The organism is Bacteroides sp. RTP31139st1_H2_RTP31139_211217 (assembly GCF_040227615.1).
Taxonomy (GTDB): domain Bacteria; phylum Bacteroidota; class Bacteroidia; order Bacteroidales; family Bacteroidaceae; genus Bacteroides; species Bacteroides uniformis.
In genome coordinates this window covers 6,074-20,149 of record NZ_JBCNZM010000085.1, presented here as the reverse complement: position 1 = coordinate 20,149, position 14,076 = coordinate 6,074, and the positions used below count along the sequence as shown (strand labels likewise).

Sequence of the window (14,076 nt, the reverse complement as noted above, 5' to 3'; positions counted from 1 at the left end):
GGGTTACGGTGCCGGACTCCGGTATATCATCGTGGAACCTTTATCCATCAAAGTATCCTACGAGCATAGCGTAAGACTGCCCATCGCCCGCGAGCTGTTGGGAAACGGTACCACCATCTATGCCAACGTGGCACTGAAACCGGAAAACAGCAACAACTTCAATGCCTCTCTGTTCGGCACATGGCACCCGGGCAATGGACATACATTCTATTATGAGATGAGCGGATTTTTCCGTAAGGTAGACAACTACATTCAGACCAGCATTGCCGAGAAAGAGGGTACAATGCAATATACCAACGTCCCGGCTGTCCATGTAAAAGGTGCGGAAGGGGAAATGCGCTACGACTGGCAAGGCAGACTGCAACTCGCCACAAACGTCAGCTACCAGGACACTCGCGACCAGCAGAAGTACAAGGGTGACGGAAAGCCCTCTGCCACCTATAACAACCGTGTGCCCAACCGCCCGTGGCTATTCGGTAGCGTAGAGGCTTATTATACCTTCCGCAACATTGCCCTGCCCGAAAGCAGATTGCGCCTGGGTTGTACCTATCAGTGGGTACACTGGTACTTCCTGACCTGGGAAGCTTACGGCGCATATGATAACAAGGCACGCATTCCCGCCCAGCACATCTGTAATGCCGACATCACTTACTCATGGAGACGCGGACGCTATAATCTGGCTTTGGAGTGTACCAACTTCCTCGACAAGACAGCCTATGACAACTACAAGCTGCAGAAGCCCGGACGTGCTTTTTTTGCTAAATTCAGACTATTCATTAACTAATCATTTAATAATTCATTCAAAATGAGAAAATTCAAATTTACACTGATTGCCTTTATGGCTGCCATGATGGCACTGTCATTCACAGCGTGTTCCGATGATGACCCGGAACCTAATCCTAATCCCGACCCGGAAGTCAATGAGGATAACTATCACTTCGACCTATTTGTCACCGTAGACAAACACGGTGGGATGAGTAGCAAGAATACCACTATTGTCCATAGCGTCAACTCATTGGCCACAGAGCAGGGTGTCATCACTGTGAAAAGAGAAGGTTCGGAACTGGGAGATTATTCCATGGAGACTATCTCAAAAGGAAAATATTACTACCAAATACCCGCAACCAACGACCGTTTCGTAAAATATCAAATCAAGAACAATGCAGTTCAGGTTATTGCAGAACGTCCTTTCAAGGCCAACAGCTATAAGGTACGTTCCTACACACATGCCTGGATTGATGACAACACACTCGTCATCATGTCTACCAATGGTAAGAAGGACAAGATTCTTTATACGAAACTGAACGCAGAGGACTTGACTATCCTTGCTGAAGGTGAACTCAACATACCAGCCCCCACCAACTGGCTCAAACTGACAAGCTCCGGTATCCTCACCTACCGCAAATCAGACAACAGATTGTACTACTTCTACTATTGGAAAGAGACAGACGGTTTGACGAATATAGACCAGCAAGAGCCTAACTTCCATACAGCCATTATCAACCCCTCTACCATGGAAGTAGAAAAAGATGTACTCTCTCCCATCGAATGCGAAATGGCAGGAAGCGCTTACGGAGAACTGATGCAAAACTGCGTAATGTACGACGAAGCAGACAATCTCTACCTAGCTTGTTTCCACGAAGAAGATAACGCTTTTTTCAAAGGCATCCTGCTACGTATCAACAAAGGCGAAACAGAATTCGACGCTTCCTACAACGGCTATCCCAATGCCGACGGCAAATTGCTGACCATTCAATATCTGGAAGGGAACAAAGCCTTAGTGTATGCACGTAATGACAATGCCGATAGACCCGCTGCAGATAAGCAACCCGGCATCGACGCTTACTCTCACTACTACGCCATCCTCGATCTTACCACCGGAACCAAGACACGCTTAAGCTATGATGGCAAGGAAATCGGTTACAGCGGCGGTCGCTTCTCACAGCGTTCTGTCATCTTCAACAACAAAGCATACATTGGTGTAAACACTGAAGAAGATGCCAACGCCGTTATCTACATCTATGACATCAAGACCGGTAATGTAGAGAAAGGAGCCGAAGTGGACGGACGCTTCTACTTCGATATGATACGTGTCATAGAGAACGATTAAAACAAGCATCAGTATTTATGAAGAATTTGTTTGTCTTTTTATTCCTTTGTAATTTCCTCCTCCTCTGCCATGCGCACGGGGGAGGCAACTACGAGCACAGCGATATGCTTGCAAGTATGAAACCCGGCGACAAAGCCGCCCTGCTCATGGTGCACTTCGGCACTACGCACGACGATACCCGCGCCCTCACCATTGATGCCATCAACGCCAAGGCACAAGCCGCCTTCCCGGAGTTGAAGTTCCAAGAAGCCTATACGTCGCGCATCATCATCCGCCGCTTGAAAGAGCGCGGCATCACGAAGCTGACTCCACTGGATGCCATGCTGAAACTGCGCAGCGAAGGTTACACACACCTCATCGTACAGAGTACCAACATCATTGACGGAGTAGAAATGGAATCCCTCCGCCGGGATGTGGAAAACGCACTACCCTTCTTCAAGGAAATACGTGTAGGTACTCCCCTGCTCTACTCTATCGAAGATGCAGAGAAAGTGGCAAGTATTCTGGGGAACCGCTACAACGCCCCGGCACAAAGCAAGAAAGCTACCAAAGAACACTTCGTCCTTGTGGGCCACGGCACCTATACCCCCAGTACCGCCATCTACAGTCAGATGGACTATATGCTGAAAGCAGGCGGACTGACCAATTTCCATGTGGGCACCATCGAAGGTTATCCAACCTTTGACACCATGCTGGCACAACTGAAAGCCGGGAAAGCCAAACGTGTGACCCTCATACCCTTCATGTTTGTTGCCGGAGACCATGCCAAAAACGACATTGCCGGAGAGTGGAAGGAGATGCTCGAGAAAGAAGGCTTCACCGTCAGTGCACAACTGGAAGGACTGGGACAAATTCCGGAAATTCAAGAAATATTCATTGACCATATCCGTTTCGGACTGAAGCACCGCATGCTGGACATCATGACGAAGAAGGCGGCCTATGCTACCGGAAAAGACACAGAATAATATACCCATTAGTGGGTATTTAGTGTTCTTGAATCATCTTGTACTTTTGCAGGAAAAACGCGAACGACAATGAATGTTATCACCAAACTGATGTACTCTATTCATAGGATACTGGGCACTTTGCTCTGTATCCTATTTCTCATGTGGTTCCTCTCCGCCTTCGTGATGATGTACCACCGCTTTCCCCGTGTCAGCGCCAAAGAGAAAATGCAAAAGCTGGATATGCTCTCCCAAACCGGAGACTCACTTCCGGACATCTCCTCCGTCACAGCCCGCCTGCCCCGTGGCGTAAAGGTCAGGTCTACGATACTGAACCTCAATGCCGGACACCCCGAGTTCAGCTTTAGTACCACAAAAGGCACGCTTCATTTCCTTGCCGATTCCACCATCTCACGACCCTCTCTGGACAGTGAACACCTGCACCGGACAGCAGCTTTGTGGTGTTCTTCTCCCATTACCCGTATCGACACCCTCCACTCTCTGGACCAATGGATTCCCTTCGCTGAACTGAAAAAGGAAATGCCCATTTATAAAATATACTTTGCCGACGATGCCGGGACACAGCTCTATCTGAGTTCACAAAACGGTGAGGCCTTGCAGTTCTCCAACAGAAGCGAACGCTTCTGGGCATGGCTGGGTGCCATTCCCCACTGGGTATACTTCACCTGGCTGCGGCAGGACACCGTCCTTTGGACTAAGACCGTCATCTGGCTCACAGCTCTGGGTTGTCTCATGGTCATTGCCGGCATTTGGGTAACTGTGGATGTATGGCGTAAGACGCACCGAAGCCGCCATCCCAAGTTCTCCCCCTACCGAAAAAGATGGTATCACTGGCACTACGTCAGCGGAATCTTTTTCGGCATCTTCGTACTGACCTTCACCTTCAGCGGCATGATGTCTCTGGCAGACATTCCCGAATGGATTCATAAACCGGCACTGAAGAAAGGCAGCGCCACACGCACGCTCCATGCCCGTGCCCCACAACCGGAGGATTACCCCTTGGACTACCGCCGTGTCATAGCTGCCTATCCCCAAGCTTTGCAGATAGAGTGGCGCAACTTCCGCGAACATCCCTACTACATCGTAAAAGATAGAAAAAACGAGTATTACATCGATGCCGCCGACAGCCTGCCGCGTCCGTTACAACTCTCCGAAGAAGAAATCCTGAAAGGCGTGGAAAGCATTTATACCTCCCAGCGTGATTCTTCACAACATATCCCCGGCATACGTATCTCCCGGCTCGAACATTTCGAGACCTACTATCGCGACATGAGCAATATGTATCGCGGACGACCCCAGCTTCCCGTCTGGAAGATAACGGTGGACGACCCGGACCGGAGCGTCTATTACATTCACCCGGAAACGGGAATCATCCGCCATGTAGACACCTCCTCCCGCTGGAAATACTGGAGCTATACAGCCCTGCACCGCATGCGTCTGCCCGGTCTGAACTCCAATGCCACCCTGCGCAAGACTGTGCTTTGGGTATTGCTGCTTGGAGGTACAGCCGTTTGCATCACGGGTGTGGCGTTAAGTGTGAATTATATAAGAAGAAAATGTTGTAAAAGACAAAAACGCTATTAACGAGAATAAACTTGTATGAATAAGAAAAGACTTGGAATATTCCTCGGCAGCATAGCCCTATTGATTGTCTGCAGCTTTGCGGCCTATCAGTACTGGCTTGCTCCTACACGTATACTTATTATCAACGCAACCCTGGCACAAGCTGCCGACATTGCCCTGAACAATGACTGCGCCCGGATAGAAGTCACCTGCATAAAAAAAGAAGAGGTGAAGGACCTTTCCGGCTATGATGCCATCGTGATGTACAGCAGAGGGCTATACCTTGACGACGGCCAGATTGCCGAAGTGGAACGGGTGGGTGCCAGCGGAGTACCAGTCTTTACGAATACGTTACGAAATTTCACCCTCTCCCTCAATCACAATGTTACCAATGAACAACAGCATACGCTACGGGAGTATCTCAAGAACGGCAACAAGCACAACTACCGGAATGCCTTACTCTACCTGCGCCACATCGCCACTCCCCACCGGTGGGGACACCAGGATTACGAGCCTCCCATCCCATTGCTGGAGAACATGTTCTACCACCGCGAATACGGCCGCTACTTCAGTACTCCGCAAGAGGTGACCGCCTATCTGAAAGAAAAAAATCTCTACCATGAGGACGGACGCAACCTTGCCCTGATTTCCGGACTCAACTTTCCGATGGAAGGAAACCGTGCCCACGTAGATTCCCTCATCACGTGCTTGACACAAGCAGGCTTCAATGTCTATCCTTTCACAGCCGGAGGTCAACCGCGTGCCGATATGATACGTACCCTCCATCCCGATGCAGTAGTCTACCTGCCTATGGGACGGCTGGGCAATGACTCACTCATCAACTGGCTGCACCAGGAAAACATTCCTTTATTCATGCCCTTCCCGCTGATTCAGCCCCACGAGGAATGGCTGGACCCGGATACCCCCGTCAGCGGTGGCACACTGACCGCCCGTGTAGTGGTGCCTGAGATAGATGGAGGCATGCTACCCCTCTGCATCGCTACCCAAAACGAAAACAAACAAGGATACTATCTGTACACCGCTGAAAATGAACGGATAGATGCCGTAGTGGACCATATTACCAAGTACATGTCCTTGAGAGACATGTCCAACAAAGAAAAGCGCGTTGCTATCTGTTACTTCAAGACTCCGGGAAAAGACGCCCTGCTGGCAAGCGGTATGGAAGTGATTCCTTCACTCTATAACTTCTTGAAACGCCTGCGTTCGGAAGGGTACGACGTCAGTGGACTGCCTGCTACTGTAGAGGAGTTCGGCAAGCGGATACATCGTGACGGTGCCGTCATGGGTTCGTATGCCAAAGGAGCACAAGAACAGTTTTTGAAAACGGCACACCCGATATGGCTTTCTACCGAGCAATACGAACAATGGGCACACGAAGTACTCCTTCCCGAGAAATATCAGGAAGTGACAGACAGATATGGAGATGCGCCCGGCAATCTGCTGGTAACAGAGGACAGTATTGCCATTACCTGCCTGCAATTCGGCAATATCCTACTCTTCCCCCAGCCCCGCCCGGCATTGGGAGATGATGAGTTCAAACTGGTGCATGGAATGCCGGTAGCGCCGCCCCACAGCTACCTGGCTCCTTATCTGTATATGCAAAAAGGATTCAAGGCAGATGCAGTGATTCACTTCGGCACCCACGGCAACTTGGAATACACGCCCGGAAAGAATGTGGCACAGTCGCAGGCCGACTGGTCGGATGTACTGATTGGTAACCTCCCCCACTTCTACTTCTATACCACCGGAAACGTAGGCGAGGGTATCATTGCCAAACGCCGAACACATGCCGTACTGGTCACCCATCTCACTCCGCCCTACGTGGAGAGCGGTATGCGCCAACGCTATTCGGCCTTGCTGGAAGATATTCACAAAGTGCTGGACGAAGGGACTGCCAAACACCGGGCTCTGGGAATGAACATCAAAAAAGAGGCCATGCGCCTGGGGCTGCACCGCGACCTCAATCTGGATTCCATATCCGGCGAACCCTATACAGCCGAGGAGTTGGAACGTCTGGATGCCTTCACCGAAGAGATAGCCAACGAAAAGATACTGGGTGCGTACTACACCATGAACGAGCCTTATTCTGACCGCGACCTGCTGACCACCACTCTCGCCGTCGCTGCCGACCCGCTGGCATACGAAACGGCCCGCAAGGACCGCGATAAAGGCAAAATCACCACAGAGCAGTTGCAAGACTTCACCTATATAGCCCACCACTACTTGCCTGCCGCCAGGAAAAGACTGACCGCCTTACTCCAGAATCCACCCAAGGATACTGCATCTGTAGCACCGGAGCTTCGCCCCGCCCTACTCTATCGCGAACAGTTGCTTGCCTCCCCCGTCAACGAACAGAATGCCATGGTGCGTGCACTCAGCGGAGGAACCGTATTCCCTGCGCCGGGAGGTGACCCCGTACTGAACCCGAACGTTCTGCCCACCGGACGCAACATGTACAGCATCAACGCCGAGAATACTCCCAACCCAAGGGCTTGGGAAGATGGAAAGCGATTGGCAGAAGCGACTTTAAAACAGTACATCAGCAAGCACGGCGAATATCCCCGGAAAGTAAGCTATACCTTCTGGGCAGGCGAATTCATCAATACGGAAGGAGCTACGCTGGCCCAGGTATTCTGGATGCTGGGAGTAGAACCCGTACGCGACGCCCAAGGCAGAGTGGTTGACCTGAAACTGGTGCCCAGTGAAGAACTGGGGCGTCCGCGCATCAATGTGCTGGTACAAGTGTCCGGACAGCTACGCGACATAGCCGGTTCCCGCTTGAAGTTACTGACCGATGCTATACGTCTGGCATCGGAAGCCGGAGATGAGACCTATCCCAACTATGTGGCATCGGGTACACTGTTGCAGGAAAAATTACTGGTAGAAAAAGGGGCTTCCCCCAAACGTGCCCGTGAAATGTCTGTGATGCGTGTATTCGGACCGATCAACAGCGGATACAGTACCGGTATGATGGCCTATACCGAGCACAGCGGCTCGTGGGAAAGCGAAAAGGAGATAGCCGAAGGATACCTCAACAATATGGGTGCCTCTTATGGGGACGACGGAAATTGGGGAGACGTCCAGGAAGGTTTGTTTGCCTCGGCACTGTCCGAAACGGATGTTGTCATCCAGCCCCGTCAAAGTAACACATGGGGGCCCATCTCCCTGGATCATGTATATGAATTTACGGGTGGACTCTCGCTCACCGTCAAAACCGTGACCGGCAAGGAACCGGATGCCTATATGGCAGACTACCGCAACCGGACCAACCGCCGCATGCAGGATGCCAAAGAGGCCATTGCCGTAGAGACACGTTCCACCATCTTGAACCCTACCTTTATACAAGAGCGGATGAAAGGCGGGGAAGGTTCGGCGCAGATGTTCGGCGAAATCTTCCGCAACATCTTCGGCTGGCACGTCATGCGTCCGTCGGCCATGGACAAAGAACTGTTCAATGACTTGTATAGAATGTATATAAAGGATGAGAATAAGCTGGGCATTCACGAGTACTTCCTCCGCGTCAATCCCGCCGCATTCCAGGCTATGACAGCCGTCATGCTGGAAAGCGCCCGCAAAGGTTACTGGAAAGCATCTGATGAGCAACTGAAAACCACTGCTTCCCTGCATGCACAAATCACACGCGAAAAAGGTGCCGCTTGTACCGAATTCGTTTGCGACAATGACAAGCTACAGTCGTTCGTTGCCGACCAGTTGGATAATAGCGAGAAGCAGACCTATACCCAGAACATGAAGGAGGTACACGAAGCATCCGCAACCGATGGCAAGGATGTCGTACTGAAAGAACACAAACTGACTTCCGAACAAACGGTACGTAAGAACAGGGTGAACGGAGTGATTGCAGGCAGTCTTGTCGTCATCACCTTCATCGGACTGGTCGTACTGTTGAAGAAAAGAAAAAAGAATAAATAGAAACAGAGTATTATGGAATACGTCATTCATCTGTTAGCCCTATTCATCGCCCTCAATTTTCTATTAAAGGTGGGGTTCTATCCACGCTGGGGAATGTGGACGGTTGCCGCAGGCTGTGCCTTTTTTGCGTGGCTGGTGACTCCATGGATGACGGAACAGTCCAAGACCGTGGTGGCAGCTTTCTTTGCCTCCCGTCCACAGATGTTGAACTTGTCGGTATGTGTCACTCTGGAAGCCGCCATAATGATAACTTTCTGTTTCGACTGTTTCGCAAAAATGCGTACCCGCAACACGGCCTTCAAACAAGCGGTCACCCTCTTCCTGAAGTTATACCCCGGCATACTGATAGGCGGAGTAATATGCTATGTCCTGGCACTGCTGCTTTTCACTTTTCCCGGAATAGATTTCGGCAGTCTCTCATGGATAGCAGCCGGTGTTACTTTCTTTGCAGTCGGTGCCGGTAGCCATTTGCTGCGATATGCTATCGGTGACAAGCCGCTGCGCTTGGAAGTACTGTTCATTGTTAATATTTTCATTGTTATATTGAGCATCATTGCTACGGGCTATTGAAATAAATTAAAGAATTAAAAACTAAAAAGATATATGGAAACAATCTCAAACACACTGTTCTGGATTTCAAACGGGCTGCTGGTTCCCGTCGTAGTCCTGCTGCTGCTATTCTTTCTACGTGCCATTATCCTTGCGGGAGGTTTCTTCGGCGAGTTCTACCAGCGGATGAAATTACAGAAGCAATTCACTGAAACACTGGAGAACATCACCCCAGAGAATATAGACGGACTGCTGCAGCAACTCCCATCGGCAGGCAACTCCCCTCTCCTCCGCAACTTGTCCAAATTGTCCGCACACCGGGACGACGCTGCCTACTGCGAACACCTGCTTGCCAACTATGAAATGGAAGCCGAGAAGGAGTTGGGACGTTCGCGTACATTCATCAAACTGGGTCCCATGTTGGGACTGATGGGTACCCTCATCCCGATGGGTCCCGCACTGGTGGGGCTGGCACAAGGAGACATCTCCTCCATGGCCTACAATATGCAGGTGGCTTTTGCCACTACAGTGGTAGGGCTGGTCATTGCTGCTGTCGGCGTCATTACCCTGCAAGTGAAACAACGCTGGTATGCCCGCGAAATGAACGACTTGGAATATCTGTACAAAGTGATAAGCCGCCAAACGGCCGAAAAGGAATAACGGACTAACGATACGAAAACTATGAAGAGTAAGAGAAACAGATTACTGCACAGCGATTCGGACTCCGACCCCATGGGTACGGTAGCCAATCTTTTTGACGTAGCGATGGTCTTTGCCGTAGCCTTGATGGTGGCTCTCGTCTCCCGCTTCAATATGACGGAGATGTTTTCTAAAGAAGACTTCACCATGGTGAAGAATCCCGGAAAGGAAAATATGGAAATCATTACCAAAGAAGGGCAGGAAATCAAGAAATACACTCCCAGCGAAGACCAAAAGACCTCCGGTAAAAGAGGAAAGAAAGTGGGAGTTGCCTATCAGCTTGAAAATGGAGAGATTATCTATGTGCCGGAATAAGGGAATACAGTACCTATTAATAGCTATTTGGCCATCGCAGTATAACAACTATTAAGTATTTCACCCTCCGATAATGGTATGTACATTTGCAGCGTTATATAAAATAAAACAATATATGATAAAGAAAAGACTTCTCACAGCTCTCCTTATGGGAGGAATCATCGCCACCGGTGCCTATGCACAAGCAGAAAAAGGTGACAGCGACGATATGACCAAGAAAACTCACGAGTTGAACCCGGTGGTAGTAACGGGTACAGGTACACATCAGCGACTGAAGAATACCCCGTCTCCCGTATCGGTTATCACTGCCAACGAGATAAAGCGTGCCGGTATCACCGACTTCCAGCAGGCCTTGACCATGATGGTACCCTCGCTCTCCTTCCGTCCGAACGCGATGGGGTCCTATCTGATGATGAACGGACTCTCCAACAAACACGTACTGATATTGGTGAACGGACGCAAGGTCACGGGAGACATCACCGGTAACATCGACCTCAACCAAATAGATATGACCCGCGTCAAGCGCATCGAGGTGCTGAACGGAGCCGCTTCTTCCCTTTATGGTTCGGATGCCATCGGCGGTGTAATCAATATCATTACCAACGAACCTAAAGATGTGGTAGCCTTCAGCAGCAATAGCAGCTATACGAGAAAGAATCAATTCTCCCAAGGCTTGAATCTGGACATCGCCCAAGGAAAAATAGGGTCCTATACTTCCTATAAATACGACCACTCCGACGGTTGGCAAAACAGCCATCTGACAGAAGATGGAGAAGACATCATCGAAACGATTGCCCCGCTCTCCCTGGGCTACAGCTCGAATAACTTTTCGCAGAAGTTTACCTATGATGCTACGGACCAGCTTTCCTTCTATGCCAACGGCGGATACTATAACCGCGGACTCGAACGTCCGGTAGAACGCGAAGACATCACCGGCGGAAGCAAGTACAACACTACCTACGAAGGTTACAACTGGGGGGCAGGCGCCAAATACAAACTGAGTAAACGCAACGTTATCCAGTTCGACTATTCAGGAAACAATTACGCATCACGCTACAAATACCTGATAGAAAACAGCGGATACCTGCCCGGACAGTATGCGCTTACCAAGCTTCAGAAATTCCATGATGCCGAGTTGAAAGGTATCTTCGGTTTTACAACCAACAGCACTACGGTGTTCGGTGTAGACTATCGCCGTGAAGTGCTCCGCCGTCCCGACTCCGATTTGGACAAAAGTGTCTATACGACATCAGCCTACGGCCAGCATGAAGTGAAGCTATGGAACCATCTGACCGGTGTTGTGGGTGTACGCTACGACCATCACGAACAGACGGGCGGACGCTTCACCCCCAAAGTGGCAGCCATGTACAACATAGGCAACTTCAATGTACGTGCCACCTATGCTGCCGGATTCCGCGCTCCGGGAATTGACGAGCTCTACTACCACATGTTCAAGAAGACAATGGGTACACGAGCCACCATCTCATTGGGTGACGAGAACCTCGACCCCGAACGCAGCAACTATTACTCCATCAACATGGAATACCGCACCAACCGTTTCAGTGCTTCCGTCACCGGTTACCTGAACTATGTAAAGAACATGGTAACTTCCAAATCCACTAAATTCGATGACCTACCGGAAGCAGAGCAGAACCAGTTGCGTGAAGAGTTCCCCGAAATCGGTGACCTTTCATCCACGAAAAACCTAAGTGTCAAGAACTACTTCAATTTCGAGAAAGCTACCGTCAAAGGCTTTGAAGTGAACTTGAACGGCAATCTATTCCCGGGCTTCACCCTGACCGGAAACTATACCTACGCCTATGGACGCGGTCTGAACGAAGGAGGCGAATGGCAAAACATCGAGCGCAGCATACGCCATACAGCCACCATCACCGGAAACTATACACACAGCTGGAGCGACTATACCTTGAACCTCAACCTGAACGGTCGTCTGCAAAGCAAAGTCTATTATCCGGGTGACGCGGACGGCAATGCTCCGGGTTACGGCATCTGGAACCTCAATACCCGCCATACCTTCGACGGCTTCCGCAACTTTGTCATCGAACCGGGCATCGGCATAGACAATATCTTCAACAAGAAAGACAACCGCCCGCTGAACAAGAACTTCGCCTTGTATTCTCCGGGACGTTCGGTAGTAATCAGCCTGGCACTCAGACTAAAATAATCTCTCCATAACGCATTTAGAAACAACAACAATTATGAAACATTTTTTCATCACTCTCTATTTACTCGGCATCAGCCTCTTCTCCTCCGCACAACAAGAGGAGAAGGCGGCTCTGCTCATCACCCATTATGGCAGTTCGGACCCTCAGACACGTGCCTTGACGCTCGACGTCGTGACCCGTGAGGCACAAGAAGCCTTTCCGCAGTTTACAGTGCGCGAAGCATACATCTCGCCGATTGTACGAAAAAGACTTGCCAAGGAGGGTGTGTACAAAGACAGCCCTACGGATGCACTGCTGAAACTTCGCGCCGAAGGCTACCGGACCATCTACGTCCAGAGCACCACCTTGATAGAAGGCAGTGAGATGACCTCCGTCCGCAGGGATGCAGACAAGCTCCGTCCCTTCTTCAAGGAGATAAAAGTGGGAAATCCCCTGCTCTACTCCGTCGAAGACTGCGAGAAGGTAATCGGTATACTGACCGCCGAACAGCTGCGAAAGAAAGAAGACATTGTCTATGTGGGGCACGGCAACCAGCTACCCAGCACGGCTACTTACGCCATGCTCGACTTCATGATGAAAGCCCATGGACTGAAGAACTTCCACGTCAGCACCATTGAAGGATATCCTACCCTGGACGCAACCCTGCTGCAACTGAAAGAGACACGCCCCAAGAGCGTGACATTGGTTCCGTTGCTGTTGGTATGCGGCAACCATACCAAGGAAGACATTGCCGGCGTGTGGAAGACGGAACTTGAAAAGCAAGGCTATCAAGTGAATGTACGCATGCAGGGACTGGGCGAAAACAAAGCCATCCGCCAGCTCTATATGGAACACATCAAAGCCATGCTAAAAGATTGATAACCAGCAAGCGTAAAAGGGTTACACCTTTTACATACCAAGGCTACACCCTTTGCTCCGGATGGCTACACCATTCCGGACAAAGGGTGTAGCTCTTTTCAATGTACACAGATTACGGACATTTGTAACCATATTACGGATTCCTCCTCCTGCAATATGGAACTTTCCGGATTATTCTCTACATTTGTACAAAACTAACAGGAACGTTTATGGAAGAAGTAATCAAGCTCAATGCTGTAGACCAATACAACAAGATGTTCGGTCTCGAAACCCTGCATCCGCTGGTCAGCGTAGTCGATTTGTCCGAAGCCACCGGATATCCCAGGCATTTCACCTTGAACTATGGCGTATACGCCCTTTTCCTCAAAAACACCAAATGCGGAGACATACGCTATGGAAAACAGTATTACGATTACCAGGAAGGCACGGTAACCAGCTTCGCCCCGGGCCAGGTGACCGAGGTCAACATGCTGGAAGGTATGCAGCCCAGCGCCTCCGGCCTGCTGTTCCACCCCGACTTGATAAAAGGCACCTCGCTGGGACAGGGAATAAAGCAGTATTCCTTCTTTTCCTATTCCTCTACCGAGGCACTGCATTTGTCCGAAGACGAGAAAGAAATCTTCCTCGACTGTCTGAAGAAGATTAAGATGGAAATCCAACGCCCCATCGATAAGCACAGCAAGGGTCTGATTGCGCGCAACATCGAGCTGCTGCTGGACTACTGCATGCGTTTCTACGAACGCCAGTTCATCACCCGCTCGGCAGCCAACAAGGACATCCTGATGAAATTCGAAGCACTGATAGACGACTATTTCCAAAGCGACAAACCGCAGACCGAAGGACTGCCTTCCGTGAAATACTTCGCAGACAAAGTGTTCCT

11 protein-coding genes are annotated in these 14,076 nt (G+C 50.3%); all 11 read left to right on the top strand.

What is annotated here, in order from left to right; all coding sequences use genetic code 11:
• Positions 1 to 784 (top strand): TonB-dependent receptor domain-containing protein (locus ABUA47_RS14470; protein ID WP_349831717.1); only part of this gene is annotated, 784 nt, incomplete at its 5' end.
• Positions 785 to 805: 21 nt separating this feature from the next.
• Positions 806 to 2,110 (top strand): hypothetical protein, encoded by a 1,305-nt coding sequence (locus tag ABUA47_RS14465; RefSeq protein WP_005829365.1) that lies wholly within the window; start codon positions 806 to 808, stop codon positions 2,108 to 2,110.
• 17 nt (positions 2,111 to 2,127) lie between these two features.
• Positions 2,128 to 3,075, top strand: a complete 948-nt coding sequence (locus tag ABUA47_RS14460) for a sirohydrochlorin cobaltochelatase (protein WP_035448412.1) — start codon at positions 2,128 to 2,130, stop codon at positions 3,073 to 3,075.
• A 69-nt stretch (positions 3,076 to 3,144) separates the two neighbouring features.
• On the top strand, positions 3,145 to 4,659 hold the full coding sequence (locus tag ABUA47_RS14455; RefSeq protein WP_005836677.1) for a PepSY domain-containing protein: 1,515 nt from the start codon (positions 3,145 to 3,147) through the stop codon (positions 4,657 to 4,659).
• Between the two features lie 15 nt (positions 4,660 to 4,674).
• Positions 4,675 to 8,589 carry a cobaltochelatase subunit CobN gene (locus tag ABUA47_RS14450; RefSeq protein ID WP_035448410.1) on the top strand — a complete coding sequence of 1,305 codons (3,915 nt, stop codon included), beginning with the start codon at positions 4,675 to 4,677 and terminating at the stop codon, positions 8,587 to 8,589.
• A gap of 12 nt (positions 8,590 to 8,601) precedes the next feature.
• Entirely contained in the window at positions 8,602 to 9,159 is a 558-nt protein-coding gene (locus ABUA47_RS14445; protein ID WP_005829371.1) for a hypothetical protein, read from the top strand.
• 33 nt (positions 9,160 to 9,192) lie between these two features.
• The gene (locus ABUA47_RS14440) at positions 9,193 to 9,798 is read left to right on the top strand and encodes a MotA/TolQ/ExbB proton channel family protein (protein ID WP_005829373.1); all 606 of its coding nucleotides are present in this window, start codon (positions 9,193 to 9,195) and stop codon (positions 9,796 to 9,798) included.
• Between the two features lie 21 nt (positions 9,799 to 9,819).
• Positions 9,820 to 10,152: a DUF2149 domain-containing protein gene (locus ABUA47_RS14435; protein WP_005829376.1), complete on the top strand. Its 333-nt coding sequence runs from the start codon at positions 9,820 to 9,822 to the stop codon at positions 10,150 to 10,152.
• Between the two features lie 115 nt (positions 10,153 to 10,267).
• Positions 10,268 to 12,337 carry a TonB-dependent receptor plug domain-containing protein gene (locus ABUA47_RS14430; protein WP_034525790.1) on the top strand — a complete coding sequence of 690 codons (2,070 nt, stop codon included), beginning with the start codon at positions 10,268 to 10,270 and terminating at the stop codon, positions 12,335 to 12,337.
• A 34-nt stretch (positions 12,338 to 12,371) separates the two neighbouring features.
• Positions 12,372 to 13,196, top strand: coding sequence for a sirohydrochlorin cobaltochelatase (locus ABUA47_RS14425; RefSeq protein WP_005829379.1), 825 nt, complete (start codon positions 12,372 to 12,374; stop codon positions 13,194 to 13,196).
• A 209-nt stretch (positions 13,197 to 13,405) separates the two neighbouring features.
• The coding region (locus tag ABUA47_RS14420; RefSeq protein WP_349831719.1) for an AraC family transcriptional regulator at positions 13,406 to 14,076 on the top strand (671 nt) is incomplete at its 3' end.

Excerpts from the sequence above, each read along its gene's own strand:
- ABUA47_RS14425 (WP_005829379.1), top strand. The coding sequence starts at position 12,372 with ATGAAACATTTTTTCATCACTCTCTATTTACTCGGCATCAGCCTCTTC.
- ABUA47_RS14460 (WP_035448412.1), top strand. The coding sequence starts at position 2,128 with ATGAAGAATTTGTTTGTCTTTTTATTCCTTTGTAATTTCCTCCTCCTC.
- ABUA47_RS14430 (WP_034525790.1), top strand. The coding sequence starts at position 10,268 with ATGATAAAGAAAAGACTTCTCACAGCTCTCCTTATGGGAGGAATCATC.
- ABUA47_RS14450 (WP_035448410.1), top strand. The coding sequence starts at position 4,675 with ATGAATAAGAAAAGACTTGGAATATTCCTCGGCAGCATAGCCCTATTG.
- ABUA47_RS14435 (WP_005829376.1), top strand. The coding sequence starts at position 9,820 with ATGAAGAGTAAGAGAAACAGATTACTGCACAGCGATTCGGACTCCGAC.
- ABUA47_RS14465 (WP_005829365.1), top strand. The coding sequence starts at position 806 with ATGAGAAAATTCAAATTTACACTGATTGCCTTTATGGCTGCCATGATG.
- ABUA47_RS14455 (WP_005836677.1), top strand. The coding sequence starts at position 3,145 with ATGAATGTTATCACCAAACTGATGTACTCTATTCATAGGATACTGGGC.
- ABUA47_RS14440 (WP_005829373.1), top strand. The coding sequence starts at position 9,193 with ATGGAAACAATCTCAAACACACTGTTCTGGATTTCAAACGGGCTGCTG.
- ABUA47_RS14445 (WP_005829371.1), top strand. The coding sequence starts at position 8,602 with ATGGAATACGTCATTCATCTGTTAGCCCTATTCATCGCCCTCAATTTT.